Genomic DNA, 22253 nt, shown 5'->3' with positions numbered 1-22253 from the left:
GGTCTCCCGTGCTCCGCCACCTGGTCGGTCTGCTCGCCGGTATCGCCCTCGCCCCCGTGCTGTGGGTCGCCGCCGCCTGGTCGGCCGGTCTGCTCCCGCAACTCGCCGACGGCGACGTGAACGTCGCGACGGTGTTGTCCGCGGTGGTGCTGTGCCTGACGGGGGGCGTGTGCGCCTACCTGGTCGCGTCCCGGGTGTCGCCGCTCGTGGCGGGGGCGGCGGGGTCGCTGCTGGCCGCGCTGTCCCTGTGGCCGATCGTGCACCCCTCCTCGATGGGGCCCGCGCTGTCCTGGCTGAACGACGAGAGCTTCCTGTACCCCGGGGGCGCGGGACTCGCGGTCGGACTGCTGCTCGGAACACTGCTGCTGGTCTCCGCGACCATGCCGCTCCGGTGGCGGGCGGCGGCCGACCCCGGGCTTCCCCTCCCCGGCCGGATCGTGGCCGGCACCAGCCGGGACCGGTACCGCGCCGCCGTCCGCGAGGACGGGCCGGACGAGGCCCCCTGGAGCGACCGGGGTCCCGTCGGGGACACCGTTCCGGACGCCGTCCCGGAACCGCCCCCCGCGCGCGATCCGGACGACGCCTTCGACGGCGACCCGGACCGGACCACGACCCCCTTCAGACGGGGCGAGACCGGCGCGACCTGGACCCCCCTGGACGACGAGGGCGGTGGTGCGGGACCCTTCCGGGGGCGCCGCCGCTGAGTCCCCGCCCCTGTGAACGAGGGGCCGCACCCACCGGTAACCTGAGCGCCTGACTGTTCACGCGGTGTTCGGTCATGCGCCACAGCTCGGCGCGTAAGGTGATGCATCGCGCCCCCGGGGCACCCCCGTCGGCCGAACCATGTCCGTTTTCTGCCCTCAACCGGGGTGTTGACCGCCTCCAACGGGAACAACCACCGGCACAGGAGCGGACGAAAGCGAGGAAGGACTCAACCAGTGGTCGAAGCGGACCGTATGCGCGTCTCCGTCATCGGTACCGGTTACCTGGGCGCCACCACCGCGGCCTGCCTGGCCGAGATGGGGTTCGAGGTTCTGGGACTCGACGTCGACGAGGCCAAGATCGAGATGCTCCGCTCCGGCAGGGTGCCCTTCTTCGAGCCCGGCCTCGACGAGCTCCTCGGCAAGAGCCTGAAATCCGGCCGCCTCAACTTCACGACCTCGTTCAGCGAGGTCGCCGAGTTCGCCGACCTGCACCTGATCTGTGTGGGCACCCCCCAGCGTGACGAGTCCGGCGCGGCCGACCTGCGCTACGTCAACGCCGCGGTCGAGCAGCTCGCCCCGCACCTGAACCGCCCCGCCGTGGTCGTGGGCCGCTCCACCGTCCCGGTGGGCACCGCCGCGACGATGGCCTCGCGGCTGGCCGCGCTCGCCCCCGTCGGCGAGGAGGCGGAGCTGGGGTGGAGCCCCGAGTTCCTGCGCGAGGGCTTCGGCGTGGAGGACACGCTGCGCCCCAACCGGATCGTGATCGGCACCGACTCCCCCCGGGTCGAGAAGGCCGTGCGCGCCCTGTGGCAGCAGCAGGTCGACGAGGGAGTCCCGTTCCTCGTGACCGACCTCCAGACCGCCGAGCTGGTCAAGGTGTCGGCCAACGCGTTCCTGGCGACGAAGATCTCCTTCATCAACGCGATGGCTGAGGTGTCCGAGGTCGCGGGCGCCGACGTGATCCAGCTGGCCGAGGCCCTGTCGTACGACGACCGGATCGGCGGCAAGTTCCTGGGCCCCGGTCTGGGCTTCGGCGGCGGCTGCCTGCCCAAGGACATCCGCGCGTTCATGGCGCGGGCCGACGAGCTGGGCGTGGAGCCCGCCCTGTCGTTCCTGCGCGAGGTGGACGCGATCAACCAGCGTCGCCGCGCGCGCACCATCGACCTCGCCCGCCAGCTGATCGGCGGCAGCTTCGCCGGCCGCACGGTCACCGTCCTGGGGGCGGCGTTCAAGCCCAACTCCGACGACATCCGCGACTCGCCCGCGCTGGACGTGGCCTCGACCATCGCGTCGCTGGGCGCGCAGGTGACGGTGTACGACCCGGTGGCGCTGGAGCGGGCGCGCGCGGAGCACCCGCAGTTGAACTACGCCGACTCCATGCTGGAGGCGGCGCGCGGCGCCGACGTGGTCCTGCTGCTGACCGAGTGGACCGAGTTCCGCGAGGCCAACCCGGATGAGCTGGCCGCCGTGGTGGCGCAGAAGCGGATCGTCGACGGCCGCAACGCCCTCGACCCCACGTTCTGGCGCGCCTCGGGGTGGACCTACCGCGCACTCGGCCGCCAGTAGGCCCCTCGCCCGTTTCCGACGGCCGGCCCCTTCCGGGGGCCGGCCGTCGGCGTTCCGGGCACGGACCGGGGCAGCGGGCCGGGACGGCCCCGACGACGCGGTGGCGCGCTCCGGGCGGGGCGGCGCCACGTGGACGCTGGGCCGTCCCGTCCCGGCCGCACGGGCGGCGCGGGTAACGCGAGCCGTGCGACCAGCAGGCCTCTCGCGGGCTTTTCCGCCGTGCGACCAGCAGGCCTCTCGCGGGCTTTTCCGGCGAATCCCGGGCGGTGACCCCGGGTTCATGCTTCACTGCACTCCGTGGTTGATCGCAGGCGCCCGGCACAGGGCCGGGCGGCCCAGGAACGAACGGAGTCCGATCGGTGAAGCTCTCCGCTGTGGCAGGCACAGCTCTGGCCCTGCTCCTGGTGGCTCCCCCCGTCCACGCCGACGTGCGCCCCGTGCCCGCGGCGCCGTCAGCCGACGCGGTGGCCCCCGCCGACTGCCCGGTGCTCGACCCCCCGCCCAGCGAGGAGGACCTGGCCGCGTACCTGTGCGGTGACCGCCGGCTCGGACCCGCCGAGCTCCCCTCGGACGGGCCCGTCGGCTCACTGGTTCGGTCCTACGACCGGCTCGGCGGGCTCACCCCCGTGGAGTTCCTGGACCGGTGGGCCACACCTGAGGGCTGGGACTACCCCGAGCACATGGGGTTCGTGGTGGAGAACGGCGAGCCGGTGAACGACCTCCGGTCCCTTCCCGAGGGGCGGATGCTGGACCGGTTCGGGTCGCCCCGGGGCACCTTCCTTGCCCCGGCGGGGGCGCGGTACGAGCGGCGGGCCCTGCCCCCGGACTCCCTCAACACCTGGCCGGGCGGGCCCGAGCACAACTACAACTGCTACGAGGTGGCCACGGAGTTCACGGCCCTGGTGGGCCCGATCGCGCCGCACTTCGAGCAGCCGGGGGGCGGTGAGCAGGTCCTCGCCCCCGCCGGGGAGATCCCCGAGGCCGGGACCGGCGAGTTCGTTCCGGTGAACGACCTCCTGGAATGGGGCTACCTGGAGCAGAGGCCCGTCGAGGAGTGCGTGACCGCCCCCCGCTACGCCCTCGGGGCCTGACCCCGGTCCGAGACCACCCGGGTGTCCAGGGCTGGGGCACCCGGGTCCCCGGCACTCCTCCCGGCGCCGGTGTGCCCCTCCCCCGCGCCCGGAGGCAGCTCGCGGAGGGCCACGGCGACCAGGAGCGCCACGGCCGCGAGCACGGCCGCGCCGGTGAGGGCCGCGGTGCCGACCCCCGCCGTGTAGGCGGTGAAGGCCGCGTCGAGCAGGGCCCCTGGGTCCTCCGCCCCCGGTGCCGCGGCCACGGCCCCGGCGACGGTCTCCCCCGCGGGCCCCTCCGCTCCCGACGGCCCGTCCTCCATGGCCCTGCGGTAGACCGTGGTGGCGGCGGTGCCGAGGACCGCGATGCCCAGGGCCGCACCGAGCTCCGTGCTCGTCTCGGAGACCCCGGCGGCGGCCCCGGCGCGCTCGGGCGGGGCGGTGGCCAGGACGAGGCCGTTGGCCAGGGTCCCGACGATGCCGACGCCGAAGGTCAGCACCGTGTACCCGCCGATGAGCACGGGCAGCGGGGTGCCCACCTCCAGGGACCCCACCACGGAGAACCCAGCGGCGCCGGACAGCAGGCCCGAGGCCATCAGGAGTCCGGGGCGTACCCGGGAGGAGGCGGCGCCGGCCAGGACGACGCCGAGGACGGTGCCGACGAGCACGGGCAGGGACCACAGCGCGGCCTGGAGCGGGCTGAGGCCGTGCACGGTCTGGAGGAAGGTGAAGGCCAGGAGGCCGAGGCCGGCGGAGGCGAAGGCCACCGCGGTGTTGCTGGCGACCGCGGCGGTGAACGCGGGGCGGGCGAAGAGCGTGATGTCGACGAGCGGGTGCGCGGCGCTGCGCTGACGGAGCACGAACAGCACCAGGAACGCCGCGCCGACGAGGAGCGCGATGACTCCCTGGGCCTCGACGCCGTGCTCGGCGAGGCGTTTGGCGGCGTAGACCGGGCCGAGGACGGCGACGAGCGAGGTGCCCGCGCCGATCAGGTCGAAGCCCGCCGCGTCGGGGTCGCGCGACTCCGGGACGAGGAACGGCGCGACGACGGTCAGCAGCACCATGAACGGGAGGTTGACCAGGAAGGCCGACCCCCACCAGAAGAACTCCAGGAGGAGCCCGCCGAGGATCGGCCCGGCGACGGCGCCCCCGGTGAAGGCGACGGTCCAGGCGCCGACCGCGGTCCCGCGCTGCCGGGGGTCGGTGAACATGTCACGGATGAGGGACAGCGTGGAGGGGGCGAGGGTCGCCCCGGCGAGGCCGAGCAGGGCGCGGCCCGCGATGAAGAGCTCGGCGCTGGGGGCGAAGGCCAGGAGGGCGGAGGCTGCGCCGAAGAGGACGGCTCCGGTCAGGAGCAGCCTCCGGCGACCGACGAGGTCTCCGAGGCCGCCCATGGTGACGAGGAGCCCGGCCAGGACGAAGCCGTAGACGTCCATCATCCACAGCCACTGGGTGGCGCCGGGTTCGAGTGCCTCGGCGATGGCGGGCGCGGCCACGAACAGCACCGAGATGTCCATGGACACCAGCAGCGCGGGGATCAGGAGGACGACGAGTCCGGCCCAGGTGCGGGCCGTGGCCCGCCGGGGCGTGCGGGGTGGGGAGGGCGTTCGCATGGCCATGATCGTACGTACGTTCAAAACAGGCGTCAATATGTACGTACGTACAAAATGCTAGGCTCCCGGCATGAGCCAACGAGACGACCTGCTGGCGGGCGCCAAGAGGTGCCTGGTCGACAAGGGATACGGCAAGACCACGGCCCGCGACATCGCCGCCGCCTCCGGGGCGCACCTGGCGTCCATCGGCTACCACTTCGGGTCGAAGGACAACCTGATGAACACGGCGGTGATGGAGGCGTCAGGCGACTGGGCCGACTCCTTCCAGGCCGCCGTCAGCGCCTCCAGGGCCCAGGCGCCCGAACAGCGGATGCGCGCCCTCGTCGGCTCGATCCTCGAGACCCTGCCCAGGGAGCGCGACCTGCTGGTGGCCAGCGTCCAGGCCTACTCCCAGGCCCAGTTCGACGGCGGCATCCGCGAGATGCTCGCGACCAACATCGGCGTGGGCCGCCGTGAGCTGGCCGCGCTGATCCTGGGCAGGGAACCCGACGACGTCGACCCGGAGACCGCCGCCGGCCTGGGGTCGATGGTCTACAACGTCATCAGCGGTTTCGTCATCCAGTTCCTCGTGGACCCGGACGCGCTGCCCACCGTCGACCAGGCGATGGACGGTCTGCGCGCGCTCACGACCGCCTCCGACTGACCCGACGGGCCCGGCCGGCACGCGTCGCGGGCGGCCGGCACGCGGCTCCCGGGGGCAGGTCACCGGTCGGCCCCGAGCACGGCCCGGCCCCGGCCCCCTCGCGAGGGGGCCGGGGCGCGCGTCGTCGGAGCCCGCCTCCGGGCGTCCACCGCGTGGAGCGGCGGCGGGCCGAGCCCGGCGGACGCGAGCCCGGAAGGGTGCAGAAAACACGGCCTAGAGGCCGAAACCGGTGGGCCTCCCGCCCTCGGCGACCTCGCGGCGCAGGCGCTCGCCCTTGGCGTGGGCCTGGTCCCGGAGCTCCCCCTGGAACTTCGCCATCCGCCGGGACAGCTCCGGATCGTGCGCCGCCAGCATCCGCACGGCCAGCAGGCCCGCGTTGCGGGCCGCGCCCACCGCCACCGTCGCCACCGGGACCCCGGCGGGCATCTGGACGATGGACAGCAGCGAGTCCATGCCGTCGAGGTACTTGAGCGGCACCGGGACGCCGATCACGGGCAGGGTGGTCACGGAGGCGAGCATGCCGGGCAGGTGGGCGGCGCCCCCCGCACCGGCGATGACCGCCTTCAGGCCGCGCCCGGCGGCCTCCTCGCCGTAGGAGATCATCTCGTGCGGCATGCGGTGCGCGGACACCACGTCGGCCTCGAACGGCACGTCGAACTCGCGCAGCGCCTCGGCGGCCTCGCGCATCACCGGCCAGTCCGAGTCCGAACCCATCACGATGCCCACGACGGGGGCCTGGTTGCTCACTGGTCGTCTCCTCGCAGGTAGGCGGCAGCGTCACGGGCGCGCTCCAGGAGGTCCTGGTGGTCGTCGCCCATCACCGTGACGTGCCCGATCTTGCGGCCCGGACGCACGTCCTTGCCGTAGAAGTGCACCTTCACGTCGGGGTCCTTGGCCATCACGTGCAGGTAGCGGCTGTAGACGTCGGGGTCCGCACCGCCCAGCAGGTTGGCCATGACGGTGAAGGGGGCGTTGGTGCGCGGCGAACCCAGGGGCAGGTTGAGAACGGCGCGCAGGTGCTGTTCGAACTGGGAGGTGCGGGCGCCCTCGATGCTCCAGTGGCCGGAGTTGTGCGGCCGCATGGCGAGTTCGTTCACGACCACTCCGTCGGCGGTCTCGAACAGCTCCACCGCCAGGATGCCGGTGACGTCGAGCGCCTGGGCGATCTCGATGGCGAGCTCCTGCGCCCGGGTGGCCTTCTCGTCCGGGAGGCCGGGGGCGGGGGCGACGACCTCGTGGCAGATGCCCCCGCGCTGCACGGTCTCCACGACCGGGTAGACGGCGACCTGCCCGTGCGGGGAGCGGGCCACCTGCACCGCGAGCTCGCGGGAGAAGGCGACCTTCTCCTCCACCAGGAGGGGGACGTCCTCGGCGGCGGCGCGGTCCACGACCGCGCGGGCCTCCTCCGCGTCGTCGACGACCCACACGCCCTTGCCGTCGTAACCGCCGCGCGCGGCCTTGAGGACGACGGGCCAGCCGGTGCCCTCCGTGCCGCCCGCGCCGTCGGCGAAACCGGTGACGTGGTCCAGGACGGTGACGGATCTCCAACGCGGGGAGGGGGCGCCGAGTTCGGCCATGCGGGTGCGCATGCGCAGCTTGTCCTGGGCGAAGCGGAGGGCGTCGCGGCCGGGGCGCAGCAGCCCTCCGGCCTCCTCGACGGCGCGCAGGACCGGTTCGGGGACGTGTTCGTGGTCGAAGGTCACCACGTCGTTGGCCTTGGCGAAGGCCAGGACGTCGTCCAGGCCGCGGTCGTCGCCCAGCGTGACGTCGCCGCAGACCAGGGCGGCGCTGTCGGTGGGGGAGGCGGCCAGGACGGAGAAGTGGACGCCCAGTCCGATGCCCGCCTGGTGGGTCATCCTGGAGAGTTGGCCACCTCCGACCATTCCCACGCGGGGGATGGTGCGGTTACGCTCGCTCACAGTTCCTCAACTCACATGCTCGTCAACCGCGGTGACGGGACGGCTCCCCCGTGGGGCAACCTGGCCTGTTCGGCTCGGAACCCGCGGCCGGGGCCCTGCTCAAGTCCCCGGGCTAGAGTCTAGAGCGTGCGCGCACGGCGGCCGGAAGCCCCTCTCGCCCCCAGGTCGGCGGTCCGCCCGGCGCGCCCCCGATCACACGACTGGAGGCGACGGCCGTGCGCGACTTCTCCGCCCGCCATCCCGAGCTCGCGAAACTCGCCGCGGAGGTGGGCAAGTTCGGTTCCGTCGGCGCCGCGGCCTACGTGGTCCAGCTGGGCGCCACCAACCTGCTGTGGGGGGTGGCGGGCATGGGGCCGCTGTCCGGGCAGGTGGTCGGGACCCTGGCGTCGATCGCGGTGGCGTTCGTCGGCAACCGGTTCTGGACGTTCAGCGACCGGGCCCGCACCGGCTACGGGCGGGAGACGCTGCTGTTCCTCGTGATGAACGGGATCGGCCTGGCCATCCAGCTGGTCTGCCAGGGCTTCTCCGTGTACGTGCTCGGCTTGGACGGCGCCCTCGCGCAGAACATCGCGGGCAACGTGGTGGGCGTGGGGTTCGGCACGCTGTTCCGGTTCTTCGCCTACCGGACGTGGGTGTTTCCCGAACAGCCGGAGGCCGTGCGGGAGCGCACCGTCCGGGAGCCGTGACCCGACCGCCCGGCCGTCCGCGCCGGGACCGGCTCAGCGCCGGGCGCCGGCGCTCTCGCGGCGGACCCGGCGGCGGGCCAGCCATGCCACGCCCAGCGTGTACAGGCCCACCTGGGCCGTGGTGAGGAGCAGGACGAGCGGCGTGCCCGCGCCCAGGGGCAGCCCGGCGCCGACGATGGCGCCCGTGCCGATCTCCGACATGCGGCCCTCGAAGACGCACAGTGTGAACTGCACCAGGCTGTTGACCACGTGGAGCGCTATCGCGGCCTCCAGGCCGCCGGTCCGCCAGGTCAGCCAGGCCGCTCCCAGGCCCATGACGGCGAGGGCGGCCGTCGTCCAGACGTCGCCGGGGTGGGTGGCCAGGTAGAGCGCGGCGAACAGGGTCCCGCCCGCCAGGACCGCCGGCCAGGGCGAGCGCAGGACACGCGCCACCGCGGAGTCCCCGCCCCGTTCGCCGCGGCGCGCCCCGAGAGCGCCGACCATCTGCATGACCAGGCCGCGCAGGGTGATCTCCTCCGCCGCGGACTGGAAGGGGACCAGGAGGAGGATGACGACCATCGCCGCGGCGAACACCTCGGTCCCGCCGGTCCCCTGGTGGGGCACCAGGCCGGGCTGGAGGACGCGGGCCAGCGGCAGGAACGCCGCCACCCCGAGGGCGACCGGCAGGACCGCCACGGCCGTGCAGGTCGCCATCCAGCCCCAGCGGACCCGGCCCTCGACCGACAGCAGGGAGCCGACACGGCGCCACTGGATCACGCGGACGACGAACAGGACGATGGGGATCAGCAGCGCCGACGACAGCAGTCCGAAGGCCAGCTGGGCGATCTCGCTGATGCGCACGGAGTCGGGGGCCAGCCCGCTGCCGCCGACGATCGCGACGATCGTCACCGCCAGGAGGATGGCCAGCCACAGGAAGAACAGCAGCACGGCGAAGCAGAACAGGGCCAGGGGCGTCGTCCACCAGCGGAAGCTGGAGGTCCGCCCCAGCCTGTGATAGGCCTCACCCGGGGGCAGCTCCGCGCAGGCGAACGCGTTCGTGCGCACGGGCCTCGGCGGTGGCCAAGCCCACACGCCCGGATCGGCGTTGACCGCCGGGTGGCCGCCGGGCGGTGTCAGCCGCCCCCCGCCGGGGGGTCCGGCCCAGGTCTGCTCCTGGGCGTAGGACCCAGAAGCCCACCCCTCCGGCCCTTCGGGCGCGGCGGGCCAGGACGAACCAGGCGGTGGCGGCACATTTCCCATCGTGCGCCGAGACTACTATCCGGCCATGTATTGCCAGTGTTAAGGCCACGCCGTTATCACCTGGTCACAGTATGAACAGGAGATGGCGCAATGCCCCTCGGCGCAAGGAATGGCGGGCGCTCCCGCCTCGTTGAACACGGTGGTGCGTACGGGCGACACCGCAGACCAACCATCCCGCCCCGCTGACCTACGATTGAGCACATGTCCTCCACAGCAACCACCGAGCAGGTGCAGAAAGCCCTCGCCACGGTGCAAGACCCGGAGATCCACCGTCCCATCACCGACCTCGGCATGGTCAAGAGCATCGACATCGCCGACGACGGTACCGTGAGCGTCGGGATCTACCTCACGGTGGCCGGCTGCCCCATGAAGGGCCGCATCGAGAAGGACGTGACCGCAGCGGTGACCAAGGTCGCCGGGGTCACCTCCGTCCGCGTCGAGCTCGACGTGATGAGCGACGAGCAGCGCAAGGAACTCCAGACCAAGCTCCGCGGCGGCCAGGCGGAGAAGGAGATCCCCTTCGCCAAGCCCAACTCCCTGACCAAGGTCTTCGCGGTCGCCTCCGGCAAGGGCGGTGTCGGCAAGTCGTCCGTCACCGTCAACCTCGCCGCGGCGCTGGCGGCCCAGGGCCACAAGGTCGGCGTCGTGGACGCCGACATCTACGGCCACTCGGTGCCGCGCATGCTCGGCGCGTCGGACTTCCCGACCAAGGTCGAGGACATGATCCTCCCGCCCACCGCGCACGGCATCAAGGTCATCTCGGTGGGCATGTTCACGCAGGGCAACCAGCCCGTGGTGTGGCGCGGACCGATGCTGCACCGCGCCCTCCAGCAGTTCCTGGCGGACGTGTTCTGGGGTGACCTGGACGTCCTGCTGATGGACCTGCCCCCGGGCACCGGCGACATCGCCATCTCCACCGCGCAGCTGCTGCCGAGCGCCGAGCTGCTCATCGTGACCACCCCGCAGATGGCCGCCGCCGAGGTGGCCGAGCGCGCGGGCGCGATCACCGCGCAGACGCACCAGCGCATCGCGGGCGTCATCGAGAACATGTCGTACTTCCTGCCGCCGGGCGGCGGGGAGCCCCTGCACCTGTTCGGCGAGGGCGGTGGCCAGACGGTCGCCGACGCCCTGACCAAGACGCTGGGGACCACCATCCCGCTGCTGGGCCAGGTTCCGCTGGACACCCGCCTGCGCGAGGGCGGCGACGAGGGCAACCCCCTGGTCCTGTCCGACCCGGACACCGAGGCGAGCAAGGTCATCTCCGGGATCGCCGAGTCCCTGGTCGGCAAGCCGCGCGGTCTGGCGGGGATGCAGCTGGGCATCTCCCCTGCCGGACGCTGACACCCCTCCTCCGGGGCCGCGGGCGGCCCGCCGGAGGGAGAAGCGACGAGGGCCCCCGGGCGACCGGGGGCCCTCGCGCGTCCGGGGCGCCCCGTCCCCGTGGGGGCGGGCGCCGCGGTCAGTCGTCGGTCGAGCCGAGGACGATCGTGGTGCTCTCGCGCTCGCCGTCGCGCTCGAACTCGATGTCGACCTCGTCGCCGGGGGTGCGGCTGCGCAGCATGGCGAGCAGGTCCTGGCCCGAGCCGACCGGGCGGGAGTCCAGGGAGACGATCACGTCACCGGGCTCCAGTCCCGCCGCGTCGGCCGGGCCCCCGCTCTCGATCGCGCCCGCGCCCTCGGCGATGACGGCGCCCGCGAGGGGGCTGTCCTCGTCGATGTCGGCGCCGATGTCCGCGTACGTGGCCTCACCGTCCTCCATGAGCCGGTTCACCACCCGTTCCGCCTCCGTGGAGGGGATCGCGAAGCCCAGGCCGATGTTGCCGGTGGCCTCGCCCATGTAGCCCATGGTCACGATCATCGAGTTGACGCCGATGACCCGGCCCTGGGTGTCGACCAGCGGCCCCCCGGAGTTGCCGGGGTTGATGGCGGCGTCGGTCTGGAGCGCGTAGAAGCGCCCCTCGTTCCCGCCCTCGCCGGAGCTGACGGGCCGGTTGACGGCGCTGATGATGCCCTGGGTGACGGTCCCGGTGAAGCCGAGGGGCGCGCCGATGGCGATCACCTCGTCGCCCACGATGACCTCCTCGGAGTCGCCGAACTGGAGCGGCTCGACGTCGTGGGGGTCCGCGATCGACAGGACCGCGAGGTCCGAACTGGGGTCGGCGCCGACCACGGAGGCGTCCGAGAGGGTGCCGTCGCTGTACTCGATGACGATGCCGTCCGCCTCCAGTCCGCTGGAGACGTGGTCGTTGGTGACCACGTAGTCGCCGTCGATGACGAACCCGGAGCCGCCGCCCGCGCTGCGCGGGTCGGCGCTGCTGAGCGAGACGACGCTGGGGCTGACCCGCTGGGCCACCCCCGCGATGCTGTCGGGGTCGCGCTGGGGGGCCTCGGGCGGAGGCTCGTTCATGACCGGGCCGTCGTCCTCGGGCGCCGCGTCGGAGGCGGCGGAGCCGTTGAGGAGCCCGCCCGCGACACCGCCCGCTCCCCCGGCGATGAGCGCGACGACGAGCATGCCGGACAGGGCCATCCACGCGGGGACGCCGCGCCCGCGCGGCTTGGGCGCGGCGGTCGGCGGGATGCCGTAGGCGACGGCCTGCACGGAGTGCGGCACGTGAGGCCCGGAGAAGCCGGGGGTGTCCGCGGGACCGTGCGGGCCGGGTCTGCTCGCCTGGCCCGAGGGGTCGGCGGGGTCCGCCTGCTGGAAGGAGGCCGTGTACCCGGTGGGGTGGTCGGGCCCCGGGGGGACGGGTGGCCCGGGCGGGCCCGCGGGACCCCGGCCTCCGGGCGCGCCGTGGCCGACGGGACCCCCGTGGGCAGGGGGACCCTGGCCGGGCGCGCCGGGGGGAGCCCCCCGCCCCTGTGGGTTCTGGGGGTCACCCGGAACGGGCGCCCCGCCGTAGGCCGCGTCGCGGCCCGTCGGGCTGCCGGGGTTCGGCGGGACACCGGGGTCGGAGGGGGCACCGGGCTGCCCGCCCTGGCCGGGAGGGGTGTGGTTCATGGGATCTCCACTGTGGGGAGAGGCGGGTGAGGACGGACCGGGGGTGGAACCGTGGCCGACGGCGGGGGACGGGGGGCGTCCAGGGCCCTGGGGTTCCGGGGCGGACCACCGGAGGTAGGGCTGGTGTTCCGCGGGCGCCCGACCCGGGCGGGCCGCGTCCGGGGACGTTCCGCCGTCCGGCGGGGACGCCCGGCCGGGCCCTCCCCCGTGGCCCGAACGGCCGTTTTCCTCAGTCAAGACCTGCTCCGTGGGTCGCTCTGTCGCTTGGCTCGCGGTCGACACACGGCCCGGACGGGAACGCCGCGGCGTGCACCCCGGGCCGCTGCGGGCCGCCCGCCGGGCGGCGGGCCCGCCTCGATCGTCCGAGGGACACCCCTAGAGGAACCCCAACCGGGACATGCCCCGATGCACTCTGGCCCAGAAGCCGGAACCCTCGGGTCCGGGCAACGCGGTCACAGCCGACGAGGCGATTCCGACGGGGGCGTCGGCCAACACCGTGTAGACGAAGCCGTCCGCCTGCCACATGCTCTGGTACTGGCCCACGTCTCCGCCGAAGATCGTGTCATGTTGTGTTGTGACGCCCCTTCCCCCCATATCGGTTCCGGCGTATCCGTCACGGAGTGAGGGGGAGTGTTCCGCCCCCAGCTTCCCACGTTGGGCGAAAACCGACACCTGCGACAAACCGTCCGAATAGACGGCGTGCACGACGCGGTGCCCGCTGTGCTCGGTGGAGCGCGCGTCGACCAGCCTCAGGTTCCAGTCGAGGTGCTCGGGGAGCGTCCAGCCCTCGTCCCGGAGCGCGGTGCGCTCCTCCCCGGTCAGGGCGTCGCCCCAGGGCGCGCCTCCGACGGCGCCCTCGGGCCAGTCGCCCTCACCCTGTTCGAGGCCGGTGAGTCGGACGCTGAGCGCGGACTCCCCCGTCGCCTCGTAGACCGTGCTCCCCACCAGCAGGCCGGTCCCGGTGTCGACCCAGAACCGTCCGGCGACGGTGCCGTCGGCGCGTCCGGCCTCCACCACCCGGGCCCGCCTGCCGTCCAGGACGGCGGTGCCCGCGTCCGTCACCTCATAGGTGTCCTCCAGCATGTGCAGCAGGCGCTCGTCCAGGGACTCCAGGGCCGAGGACGCCCGCACCACGAAGGCGGACTCCTCCTCGCCGACCGGAGCCAGCGCGAGGCCGTCACCGGGCCGGTGCACCACGCGCACGTGGGACGGCGAGCCGTCCCCCTCCGGTCCGGTCACCTCGCGCACGGCGGAGTAGGCCGTCTCCTTGCCCGCCACGGCGGCTCGGCGCAACACGGGCATACCGTCATCGGACCCCTCGGCGGGGACCTGGTCGGCGTCCGGGCACGCGGCTCCGGTCAGCAGTGCCACGCAGAGCGCCAGGACGGCGACGAGGGTGGCCGGACCGGAGGTGGCGGAGGAGTGTCCCCCCGCGCTCACCGTGTCGTTTCGGTGGAGCCGTACCCGATCGGGTTCTCGGTCCCCACAGGACGGGCTTCCGACGGCTGGGTCTGCACGACGGGTATCTGACGGCTGGTCACCGCGTGCTCGACCGCGTAGTCGGACAGGCGGGGCTCCACCACCGGCGCGTCCTGCGCGTCGCCGCCCGCGACGAACGCGGTGCCCAGGAGGGCCGTGGCGACCGCGAAGCCCGCGACCGCGTAGCGCCCTCCGGGGAAGGCGGGGATCAGGTGGGAGAGGCGGTCGCCGCCGCGGCGCCGGGCGGGCCGGTCCGATCGCTGCGACCGGACCGGTCCGGTCAGTGTCGTGGCGGCGGGCGCCCCCGTCACCCCGGGTCCGGACCGTGCGGCGGCCACCGCGGACTCCGCGGTCAGCGCGCCTCCTCCGGGAAAGCCGCCGAGGGGGCGGGAGGACCCCAGAGGCGGGCGGACTCCGAAGCCCGCGCCTCCGGGCGGCGGCTCAGAAGGGCCCCGGCCTCCCGGGCCCGGGTCGCGGGACAGGCTCGTGAGCCGCCCCATGAAGTCCAGGTCGGGCTCGGGTTCGCGCAGGCCGTTGAGGCGCCGTTTCAGACGGCGCGTCATGTCGGCCTCGAACCGGCACGACTCGCACTTGGCCAGGTGGATGAGGGCGCTCTCGTGCTCGACGGCGCCCAGTTCGCCGTCGACGAGCGCGGAGAGGCGCTCCCCGAGGTGGTCCATGCTCACTGCGCCTCCCCGTTGATGACGTTTCCGCCGTTGCGCGCCCCGTGCTCCTCCGCTGCCAGGGACCGCCGGTGCTCCAGGGCCCGCCGCAGCTGGGCGCGGCCCCGGTGGATGCGGCTGCGGACGGTGCCGAGCTTGACGTCCAGCGTCGCCGCGATCTCCTCGTAGGAGAGACCCTCGATGTCGCACAGGACCACGGGGGCCCGGAACTCGGCCGGCAGCGCGTCGAGCGCGGACTGGATGTCGGCGTCGAAGTGGCGGTCGTCGTAGCGCTGGGCGGGTGAGGGCTCACGCCCCTCCAACCGCTCGTCCGCGTTGTCGGCCAGGCCCTCGAACCGGATACGGGCCTTGCGTCGGGCCATGTCGAGGAAGAGGTTGGTGGTGATGCGGTGCAGCCACCCCTCGAAGGTGCCGGGGGTGTAGTTGGCCAGGGAGCGGAACACCCTGATGAAGACCTCCTGTGTGAGGTCCTCCGCGTCGTGCTTGTTGCCGGTCAGCCGATAGGCGAGCCGGTAGACGCGCGGCGAGTGGGTCCGGACGACCTCATCCCAGCTCGGGGGTTCCCATGCCTCGAATTCCACGGCAGGGCCGGTCTCTGGCACCGCTGCTCCCTTCATCCCGTCGATTCGCCGACTGGCTGGTCGGGGGGAGTTTGCTTCGTGGCGATCAACGTACGTTCATCCCGATTCAACGCCGGGAGGAGTGGATTAAGTTCCCGCCGCCACGCTCGGAGTTGGGCCGGGATCAGGCTACTCTTTTGCCAGGTGCACGACCTGGTCGCGACCATCATTCCACGGTGGGTGACGGCCTCCTGGTCAGGCCCATGACACGTTCGTGACCACGGCAGCGGGAGGCCGTCATCGCCAGTCCGGAGGAGACAGCGGCCCGAATCACCTGGGTCCGCACCGAGCAGGCCCGGTTCGAGCGGGACGCCATGGAGGACGAGCCCCTGGCCGACGCGTACGACGCGGGCCTGCGCTCGACGGCGCCGCCCGTCGACCCGGCCACGGGCGGAGCCCTGCGCTTCCTGGCCGCCTCCCTCCACGCGCGGTCCGTGGTCGAGATCGGCACGGGGTGCGGGTCCTCGGGGATCTGGCTGCTGCGCGGCATGACGCCCGACGGCATCCTGACCACGGTCGACACGAACGCCGCCTACCAGGACTACGCGCGGTCCGCGTTCGCGAGGGCGGGGTTCGGCGCCGGTCGGGCGCGGCTGATCCGCGGGGCCGCGCTGGACGTGCTGCCGAGGCTGACGGACGGCGGGTACGACCTGGTGTTCGTGGACGCCGACACCGAGTCCTACCCCCTGTACCTGGAGGAGGCGCTGCGCCTGCTGCGTCCGGGCGGCATGGTGGTGTTCAACGGCGCCATGGTGGGCTCCTCCGAGCCGGACGGCCCGCTGCGCATGCCGGACCCGCGTGAGACCGCCGTGCGCGGCGTCATCAGCCGCATGCGTGACGAGGACGGGTTCATCCCGCTGCTCATGCCGGTGGGCGAGGGGCTCCTGGCCGCCATCCGGTAGCCGCCGTCCGCCACGGAGCGGGACGGGGCGAGGCGAGGCGAGGAGCGCGCCCGGGGGTGCGCCCCTCGCCGGTGACGGCGGCACGGCCGCCGTCCGGTACGGGTCAGCGGCCGGCGAGCCAGCGCAGCAGGGTGCGGGTCGCGAACGCGGTGCCGCCCTTGCTGAGCAGACCGCTCTCCTTCATGGACCTGCCGGGCCCGGCGATGTCCAGGTGCGCCCACGGGACGTCACCGGTGAACTCGCGCAGGAACAGGGCCGCGTCGGTGGCCCCCGCCGGACCGAAGTCGCGTCCGCGGGTGCCGATGTTGGCCAGGTCCGCCACCCGCGACTTCGTGGTCGGCACGTACTCCTCGGTGAGCGGCATCCGCCACAGGGGTTCGCCGGAGTCGCGGCCCGCGCCCTCCAGTTCGGCGGCGAGCGCCTCGTGGTTGCTGTACAGCGCGCCCATGCCGGTGCCGAGCGCCACCTTGGCCGCGCCGGTCAGGGTCGCCACGTCCACCAGGACGTCCGGGGCCAGCTCGCCGACCGCGTAGCCCATGGCGTCGGCGAGGACCAGGCGGCCCTCCGCGTCGGAGTTGAGCACCTCGACGGTCGTACCGGAGTAGGTGGTGAGCACGTCGCCGATGCGGGTGGAGTCACCGGAGAAGGCGTTCTCCGCCAGGGCCAGCAGGCCCGTCACGCGGACCGTGGCGCCCACGGCGGCCAGGGCCGACAGCACCGCCAGCACGATCGCCGAGCCGCTCATGTCGGTCTTCATGAGCGACATGTTGTCGTTGGGCTTGAGCGAGAGCCCGCCGGTGTCGAAGGTGATGCCCTTGCCCACCAGGACGACGTGCTCGGTGGGGTTCTCGGGCGTGTAGGAGAGCTGGACCAGCCGCGGCGGGCGCGAGGAGCCCTGTCCGACGCCGAGGATCGCGCCGAAGCCCTCGTCCTCCAGGTCCCCCTCGTCCCACACCCGCACCTGGAGGCCGTTGTCCGCCGCGGCCTCGCGGGCGCGCTCGGCCATCCACTCGGGGTCCTTGGACAGGGAGGGGGTGTTGATGAGGTCCCGGGCCAGGGCGGTGGCCGCGGCCAGGGCGGTGCCCCGCTCCAGGGCCCCGGCCAGGGAACCGTCGGCGCCGTCGCCCAGGACGACGTCGATCGAGGCCGCGGGGCGCCGGTCGGCCGGGGCCTCCGACGTCTTGAGGGTGAAGGTGTAGGAGGCCAGGAGCGCGCCCTCGGCGAAGGCGGTGGCGGCCTCCTCGCCGGAGCCGGGCCAGGCGAGGGCCACGCGCCCGGCCCCCCGGGCCGCCCGGGACAGGGCCGCGCCGGCCTTCCGGAGGTCGTCGGGCGAACCCGATCCGACCCCCAGAAGCGCCACGCGGACCAGGCCCTGGTCCCGGGACACCGGGAATTGGGCCAGCTCGCCGGGTTTCCCGGCGAGCGAGTAGTGCGCGAACAGATCGGTGAGCGATGCCGGTAGGACCTGTGTCAGGCCGCTCTCGGCGACCCCCTCGACCGGCGCCGGTCCGCTGTCTCCCGAAGTCAGGGGGAGGACCAGCAGGTCCGCGGTGGAATCGACGAGCTTCCCCGGTACGGGGTGGATCTCCGTGGCGAAAGGCACAGGCCGCTCACAATCGTTCACTTGGGAGGTGTACAACCTCGGGGGTCGTCAGGGCTGTCCGGCCCGGGGTGGGGGACGGTTCAACTGCCGAACTAGCCGACGACACCCTTGAGCGCGTCCCGGAGCTCGGACGCCTCGTCTGGAGTCAGCTCGACAACCAGGCGTCCGCCGCCCTCCAGCGGGACCCGCATGATGATGCCGCGACCCTCCTTGGTGACCTCCATCGGCCCGTCACTGGTCCTCGGCTTCATCGCCGCCATGCCATTCCCCTTTCTCATGTTCCTCGCGGGCGACCGGGGCCGACCCGCGGCACCGGCGCCGATTCCCGTTTCCGGTCTCGGCTCCGGAGCCGTGGTCCGTCCGGTTCCGGGTGACTCATGCCCGTGTGGCTTAAGGGGCGTGAATCACTCTTCGACCATTATCTCGGAGGTTCACCCCTCCGTGTGCGCCAGGCGACGGCCGCGCCGCCGCCACGAGCACCCACCCACGAGGAATCTTCGGTCAGTAAGGTTATATCGGTACTGACCGAAACCCGGGGAGAGCGCGGGAGCCGGAGCGGCCCGCCGATCCGGGCGGCTGTGCGGGCACCGCTCCCGGGGAGCCCGCGCGGGACGGCCCCCACCAGGGGGTTCGCGTCTCAGAGGGTCAGCCGAGGTCGCCCGTCGAGATCATCCGGGTTCCCTCCCGGGTGATGGAGGACCACTCCGCCCTCAGCCCGCCGTCGGCGGCCGACCACACGGTCAGCTCGGCCTCGTCGACGCAGCGGTCCTCGGGATCGGCGGTCTCGGTGTAGGCGTAGACGCGGCGGTCGTTGTCGCCCGCCGACAGGACCAGGGTCCCCGAACAGGCGAAGGTCGTCCAGGCGGTGCTGCCGCGCTCGGCGCCCTCCTCGATCCGGACCTCCGCGTGCCAGTCGGCGACGTGCTCGCCCTCGGTGTCCACCTGGCTCATCTCACCGGACCACGCTCCGACGAAGGCCTCGGCGGGGACGGTCGGACCGGCCTCCTCCTCACCGGGGCCCCCGAGCACGGCCCACGCGGCGGCGCCGCCCCCGACGAGCAGGACGGCCGCCGCGGCCAGGGCCAGAACGGCCACCTGGCGGCGGCGCTTCCCGCTGTGCCGGGTCGACCTGGGCGGCGGCCACAGGGACAGCTGTTGCACAGGGTGGGCCGGGGCCACCGGGGAGGCGGGCGCGTCGCGCCTGTCCCCAGCTCCCGACTCCAGTTGGGCTGCTGTGTCCATCCTCGCCATCCTCAACAACGCTGCACCCGCTCCGGCGGAACGGGGGTACCGGGTACAGCGATCGAGGATAGAGCACACCAACGCACCGGATTCGCCCGAGAACGGCGCCTCGGCTGTGATGCACGGCATAGCGGCCGACGGAGCGGCAGGTCGGACCGGTGGGCGGGAGCGGCCGATAGGGCGGGCGCCCCGGCCGCCGGCCCCGGCGGTGCGGGCGACCCGGTGACCGGGCGCCCGCCCCCGGTCAGCGCTGGTTGCCGCCGACCGCGGCGTCGTCCGTGTCGGTGCGGTGCTCCGCGTCACCGTCGGCCCGGGGGTCCCGCTCGGAGTCGTCCTCCGCACCGGCCCCGCCTCGGCTCCCGGGCCCGTCGTCGGCCGCGTACCCGTCCCCGGGCACGCGGGCGTCCTCGGGGGTGGGGACGTCCTCGGTCGTGGAGGTCTCCTCCGGGGCGTAGGAGCTCTCGGGGGCGTAGGCGTCACCGGGCAGGCGCGTGTCCGGGTCGGGCCCGGTCCCCTCCGGTACGTAGGAGGGGTCGAGTCGGGACAGGCGCCACTCCAGGTCACCGATCCGCTCGTCGCGTTCGCGCAGTGTGACGGTGAGGCGCAGCAGCAGCTCGTCCACGGCTCGCACGTGGTAGCCCCACAGGGCGAGGGGCAGCATCACACGGCCGAGGTCGTGCGCCCCGACCGGACGGTCGTCCGGCAGCGGCAGCGGGGGGTAGTCGGCCTCGAACCGGGCGAGCTGGCCGCCCTTGCCGAGCACCACGTAGACCACGCCGACGAGCACGGCCAACGCGGCCACGGCAACCAGGATCATGATGAAAACAGGCACGGACCCGATCGTGCCACACCCCGGACGCCGGGGGGAGGGCCGCGGGCCCGCGGCCGGGCGCCGGATCCGCGGCGCCCCCGGCCCGGAGGGGCCGGGACCCGGGGTCCCACCGGTCCCCGCGCCGCCGTCCCCCTCCCCGTCGCCCCGGGCGGCGGGGAGGGCCTCCGGGGGGCGCGTGCGCGCCCTCCTACTGCTCGGGGCCGGCCTCGCTCCGTTCCAGCTCCTCCTGCTCGCGCGCGATGTGCAGGTGGGACTTGCGGATGATGTCGACGACCTCCTGGGGGTCGTCGACGATCTGGACCAGCTCCATGTCGTTCGGCTTGATCAGCTCGTTCTCCAGGAGGCTGGTGCGGACCCACTCCTCCAGCCCGCCCCAGAAGTCGCGGCCGACCAGGATCACCGGGAACCGGGTGACCTTGTTGGTCTGCACGAGGGTGGCGGCCTCGAACAGCTCGTCGAGGGTGCCGAAGCCGCCGGGCAGCACCACGAAGGCCTGCGAGTACTTCACGAACATGGTCTTGCGGACGAAGAAGTACCGGAAGGTCATCCCCATGTCGATGTAGGGGTTGAGGGACTGCTCGAAGGGCAGCTCGATGCCGAGCCCCACGGAGAGCCCTCCCGCGCCCTGGGCGCCCTTGTTCGCCGCCTCCATCATGCCGGGGCCGCCGCCGGTGATCGTGGCGTAGCCCGCCTCCGCGAGCCTGGCGCCGACGTCGACGCCCAGGTTGTAGTAGCGGGTCCCGGGCTTGATCCTGGCCGATCCGAACACGCTCACCGCGGAGGGGAGTTCGGACAGCAGCCCGAACCCCTCCACGAACTCCGACTGGATGCGCAGGACCCGCCACGGGTCGGTGTGCACCCAGTCGGAGGGGCCGCGCCGGTCGAGGAGGCGCTGGTCGGTGGTGGTGCTGGGGATGGAGCTGCCCCTGTAGGTGAGGGGGCCGGCCCGTCGTACCTTGTCGTCTTCCGTCATGACGTAAAGCTATCCGTGTACGACGGGCTCACACCTGAACCACACGTGACCCGGCGGTGGCCGCAAGCGGCAGGTTTGCCGCGTGGCCGCCGTCGGGGCCGGTCACGGCCGCCCGGCGGCGGCCCGGCCCGCCCGGAACGGCGCTCCGGGCGGGCCCGGGACCCTGCCGCCGGCACGGGGTCCGGGTCACCTGGCTCCGGTCAGCCAGGCCACCATGCGCTCCTCGGCCTCGCGGATCTTCGCGATCTCCGCGTACTCGTCCTTCGTGTGCGCGAGAACGGGGTCGCCGGGGCCGTAGTTGACGGCGGGCACACCCAGCTCGGAGAAGCGCGACACGTCGGTCCACCCGAGCTTGGCCCGGGCCCGCCCCTCCCCCACCGCGCTGACGAACGCCGCCGCCGAGGGGTCGTCCAGTCCCGGGCGGGCGGGCGCCGCGGCGTCCACCACGCGCACCTCGAACCCGTCGAAGACCTCCCGCAGGTGGGCCTCCGCGTCCGCGACGGACAGGTCGGGGGCGAACCGGTAGTTGACCTTGACCACGCACTCGTCCGGGATGACGTTGCCCGCGACCCCGCCCTCGATGAACACGGCGTTGAGGCCCTCGTGGAAGCGCAGCCCCTCCACCTCCGGCTCGCGGGGGGTGTAGGCGCGCAGCACGTCCAGGACGGCCCCGGCGCCGTGGATCGCGTTCTCCCCCATCCACGACCGGGCGCTGTGCGCGCGCCTGCCCCTGGTCACGACCTCCACCCGCATGGTCCCCTGGCAGCCGCCCTCGATCACGCCGTCCGTGGGCTCCATCAGAATCGCGAAGTCCCCGGCCAGCCACTCCGGGTGGCTCCGGGCGAGGCGGAGGAGGCCGTTGCGGGATGCGTCGACCTCCTCGTTGTCGTAGAAGACGTAGGTGACGTCGTGCACGGGCTCGGTCACGAGGGCGGCCAGCTTGAGCTGGACCGCGACCCCGGCCTTCATGTCGGTGGTGCCGCACCCGTAGAGGCGCCCGCCCTCGACGTGCGAGGGGACGTTGTCCACGATGGGGACGGTGTCGATGTGCCCGGCGACGACGACGCGGCGCGGACGGCCCAGTTCGGTCCGGGCGACCACGGCGTCGCCGTCACGGGTGACGGTGAGGTGCGGGAGTGCCTTCAGGGCCGACTCGACCGCGTCGGCGAGGATCCTCTCGTCACCGCTCTCGGAACGGATGTCCACGAGTGCGGCGGTCAGTTCCGCCGCGTCCGAGGTCAGGTCCAGCATGGTGTCGCCCCGTTTCTGAGCTGTGTTCGGCCGTCGTGCCGCGGGCACCCGACCATGGTCCCGCACCCCGCGGGTACGCGGACGGGGCACGCGTACGGCCACCCTAGGTGTACTGACCTGAGAGGTTGGTGACGCGGGAGGCGGGAGGGCCGCCTATGGCGGTGTGGAACCGGTGGTGATTGTAGTGGTACAGCCATCCGGTGAACGCCTCCCGCTTTTCGGCCTCGGAC

21 protein-coding genes and 1 pseudogene are annotated in these 22253 nt (G+C 73.4%); 7 read left to right on the top strand and 15 right to left on the bottom strand.

Annotation, left to right across the window (positions count from 1 at the left end; translation table 11 throughout):
* Positions 1-8: 8 nt before the first annotated feature.
* The 3 genes from Q8791_RS27950 to Q8791_RS27940 all read left to right on the top strand — a co-directional run bounded on the left by Q8791_RS27950 (position 9) and on the right by Q8791_RS27940 (position 3361).
* A complete protein-coding gene (locus tag Q8791_RS27950; protein WP_330094821.1) occupies positions 9-704 on the top strand; it encodes a YIP1 family protein in 696 nt (231 codons plus the stop codon).
* 234 nt (positions 705-938) lie between these two features.
* Positions 939-2270, top strand: a complete 1332-nt coding sequence (locus Q8791_RS27945; protein WP_330094820.1) for a UDP-glucose dehydrogenase family protein — start codon at positions 939-941, stop codon at positions 2268-2270.
* A gap of 359 nt (positions 2271-2629) precedes the next feature.
* Entirely contained in the window at positions 2630-3361 is a 732-nt protein-coding gene (locus tag Q8791_RS27940) for a TNT domain-containing protein (RefSeq protein ID WP_330094819.1), read from the top strand.
* Here Q8791_RS27940 and Q8791_RS27935 read toward each other — a convergent pair.
* Positions 3343-4953, bottom strand: a complete 1611-nt coding sequence (locus tag Q8791_RS27935) for an MFS transporter (RefSeq protein WP_330094818.1) — start codon at positions 4951-4953, stop codon at positions 3343-3345. The two genes, Q8791_RS27940 and Q8791_RS27935, sit on opposite strands and share 19 nt — an antisense overlap.
* 70 nt (positions 4954-5023) lie before the next feature.
* Between Q8791_RS27935 and Q8791_RS27930 the strand changes: the two genes are divergently transcribed.
* Positions 5024-5596 carry a TetR/AcrR family transcriptional regulator gene (locus Q8791_RS27930; protein ID WP_330094817.1) on the top strand — a complete coding sequence of 191 codons (573 nt, stop codon included), beginning with the start codon at positions 5024-5026 and terminating at the stop codon, positions 5594-5596.
* Between the two features lie 213 nt (positions 5597-5809).
* Here the strand turns inward: Q8791_RS27930 and purE are convergent, their stop codons facing one another.
* Together purE and Q8791_RS27920 are read right to left on the bottom strand one after the other, a co-directional pair.
* On the bottom strand, positions 5810-6310 hold the full coding sequence (purE, locus tag Q8791_RS27925) for a 5-(carboxyamino)imidazole ribonucleotide mutase (RefSeq protein WP_407942064.1): 501 nt from the start codon (positions 6308-6310) through the stop codon (positions 5810-5812).
* 29 nt (positions 6311-6339) lie between these two features.
* Positions 6340-7515, bottom strand: a complete 1176-nt coding sequence (locus tag Q8791_RS27920) for a 5-(carboxyamino)imidazole ribonucleotide synthase (protein WP_330094815.1) — start codon at positions 7513-7515, stop codon at positions 6340-6342.
* Between the two features lie 215 nt (positions 7516-7730).
* On the opposite strand from Q8791_RS27920, the gene Q8791_RS27915 reads away from it, so the two are divergent.
* Positions 7731-8201 carry a GtrA family protein gene (locus Q8791_RS27915; protein WP_330094814.1) on the top strand — a complete coding sequence of 157 codons (471 nt, stop codon included), beginning with the start codon at positions 7731-7733 and terminating at the stop codon, positions 8199-8201.
* 33 nt (positions 8202-8234) lie between these two features.
* On the opposite strand, the gene Q8791_RS27910 is transcribed toward Q8791_RS27915, so the two are convergent.
* Positions 8235-9245, bottom strand: coding sequence for a CPBP family intramembrane glutamic endopeptidase (locus tag Q8791_RS27910; protein ID WP_330094813.1), 1011 nt, complete (start codon positions 9243-9245; stop codon positions 8235-8237).
* A 396-nt stretch (positions 9246-9641) separates the two neighbouring features.
* Between Q8791_RS27910 and Q8791_RS27905 the strand changes: the two genes are divergently transcribed.
* Positions 9642-10781, top strand: a complete 1140-nt coding sequence (locus Q8791_RS27905) for an Mrp/NBP35 family ATP-binding protein (RefSeq protein ID WP_330094812.1) — start codon at positions 9642-9644, stop codon at positions 10779-10781.
* A gap of 118 nt (positions 10782-10899) precedes the next feature.
* Here Q8791_RS27905 and Q8791_RS27900 read toward each other — a convergent pair whose 3' ends face one another.
* The 4 genes from Q8791_RS27900 to sigE all read right to left on the bottom strand — a co-directional run bounded on the left by Q8791_RS27900 (position 10900) and on the right by sigE (position 15217).
* The gene (locus tag Q8791_RS27900) at positions 10900-12438 is read right to left on the bottom strand and encodes a trypsin-like peptidase domain-containing protein (RefSeq protein ID WP_330094811.1); all 1539 of its coding nucleotides are present in this window, start codon (positions 12436-12438) and stop codon (positions 10900-10902) included.
* A gap of 375 nt (positions 12439-12813) precedes the next feature.
* The gene (locus tag Q8791_RS27895; protein WP_330094810.1) at positions 12814-13878 is read right to left on the bottom strand and encodes a transcriptional regulator; all 1065 of its coding nucleotides are present in this window, start codon (positions 13876-13878) and stop codon (positions 12814-12816) included.
* The gene (locus tag Q8791_RS27890) at positions 13875-14597 is read right to left on the bottom strand and encodes a zf-HC2 domain-containing protein (protein ID WP_330094846.1); all 723 of its coding nucleotides are present in this window, start codon (positions 14595-14597) and stop codon (positions 13875-13877) included. Before Q8791_RS27890 ends, Q8791_RS27895 begins: the two co-directional genes overlap by 4 nt.
* 2 nt (positions 14598-14599) lie before the next feature.
* Complete coding sequence (sigE, locus tag Q8791_RS27885; protein WP_330094809.1) at positions 14600-15217, bottom strand: RNA polymerase sigma factor SigE; 618 nt, start codon at positions 15215-15217, stop codon at positions 14600-14602.
* A gap of 317 nt (positions 15218-15534) precedes the next feature.
* Here sigE and Q8791_RS27880 point away from each other — a divergent pair, with 317 nt between their 5' ends.
* Entirely contained in the window at positions 15535-16122 is a 588-nt protein-coding gene (locus tag Q8791_RS27880) for an O-methyltransferase (RefSeq protein ID WP_330094808.1), read from the top strand.
* Positions 16123-16225: 103 nt separating this feature from the next.
* Here Q8791_RS27880 and Q8791_RS27875 read toward each other — a convergent pair whose 3' ends face one another.
* The 7 genes and pseudogenes from Q8791_RS27875 to Q8791_RS27845 form a co-directional block, all read right to left on the bottom strand.
* Positions 16226-17725, bottom strand: coding sequence for a leucyl aminopeptidase (locus tag Q8791_RS27875; protein ID WP_330094807.1), 1500 nt, complete (start codon positions 17723-17725; stop codon positions 16226-16228).
* 92 nt (positions 17726-17817) lie between these two features.
* On the bottom strand, positions 17818-17985 hold the full coding sequence (locus Q8791_RS27870; RefSeq protein ID WP_267948190.1) for a DUF3117 domain-containing protein: 168 nt from the start codon (positions 17983-17985) through the stop codon (positions 17818-17820).
* A gap of 385 nt (positions 17986-18370) precedes the next feature.
* Positions 18371-18967: a hypothetical protein gene (locus tag Q8791_RS27865; protein WP_330094806.1), complete on the bottom strand. Its 597-nt coding sequence runs from the start codon at positions 18965-18967 to the stop codon at positions 18371-18373.
* Between the two features lie 244 nt (positions 18968-19211).
* Positions 19212-19799, bottom strand: a complete 588-nt coding sequence (locus Q8791_RS27860) for a hypothetical protein (protein ID WP_330094805.1) — start codon at positions 19797-19799, stop codon at positions 19212-19214.
* Positions 19800-19986: 187 nt separating this feature from the next.
* On the bottom strand, positions 19987-20772 hold the full coding sequence (locus tag Q8791_RS27855) for an LOG family protein (RefSeq protein WP_330094804.1): 786 nt from the start codon (positions 20770-20772) through the stop codon (positions 19987-19989).
* 186 nt (positions 20773-20958) lie between these two features.
* Entirely contained in the window at positions 20959-22023 is a 1065-nt protein-coding gene (gene dapE, locus Q8791_RS27850) for a succinyl-diaminopimelate desuccinylase (RefSeq protein ID WP_330094803.1), read from the bottom strand.
* A 103-nt stretch (positions 22024-22126) separates the two neighbouring features.
* Positions 22127-22253 (bottom strand): annotated as a pseudogene (locus Q8791_RS27845) (IS481 family transposase); the annotation flags it as partial.

The sequence above is a fragment of the Nocardiopsis codii genome (genome assembly GCF_036327455.1).
Classification (GTDB): domain Bacteria; phylum Actinomycetota; class Actinomycetes; order Streptosporangiales; family Streptosporangiaceae; genus Nocardiopsis; species Nocardiopsis codii.
The sequence above is the reverse complement of the archived record's forward strand: the minus strand, read 5'-3'. Positions and strand labels throughout refer to the sequence as shown.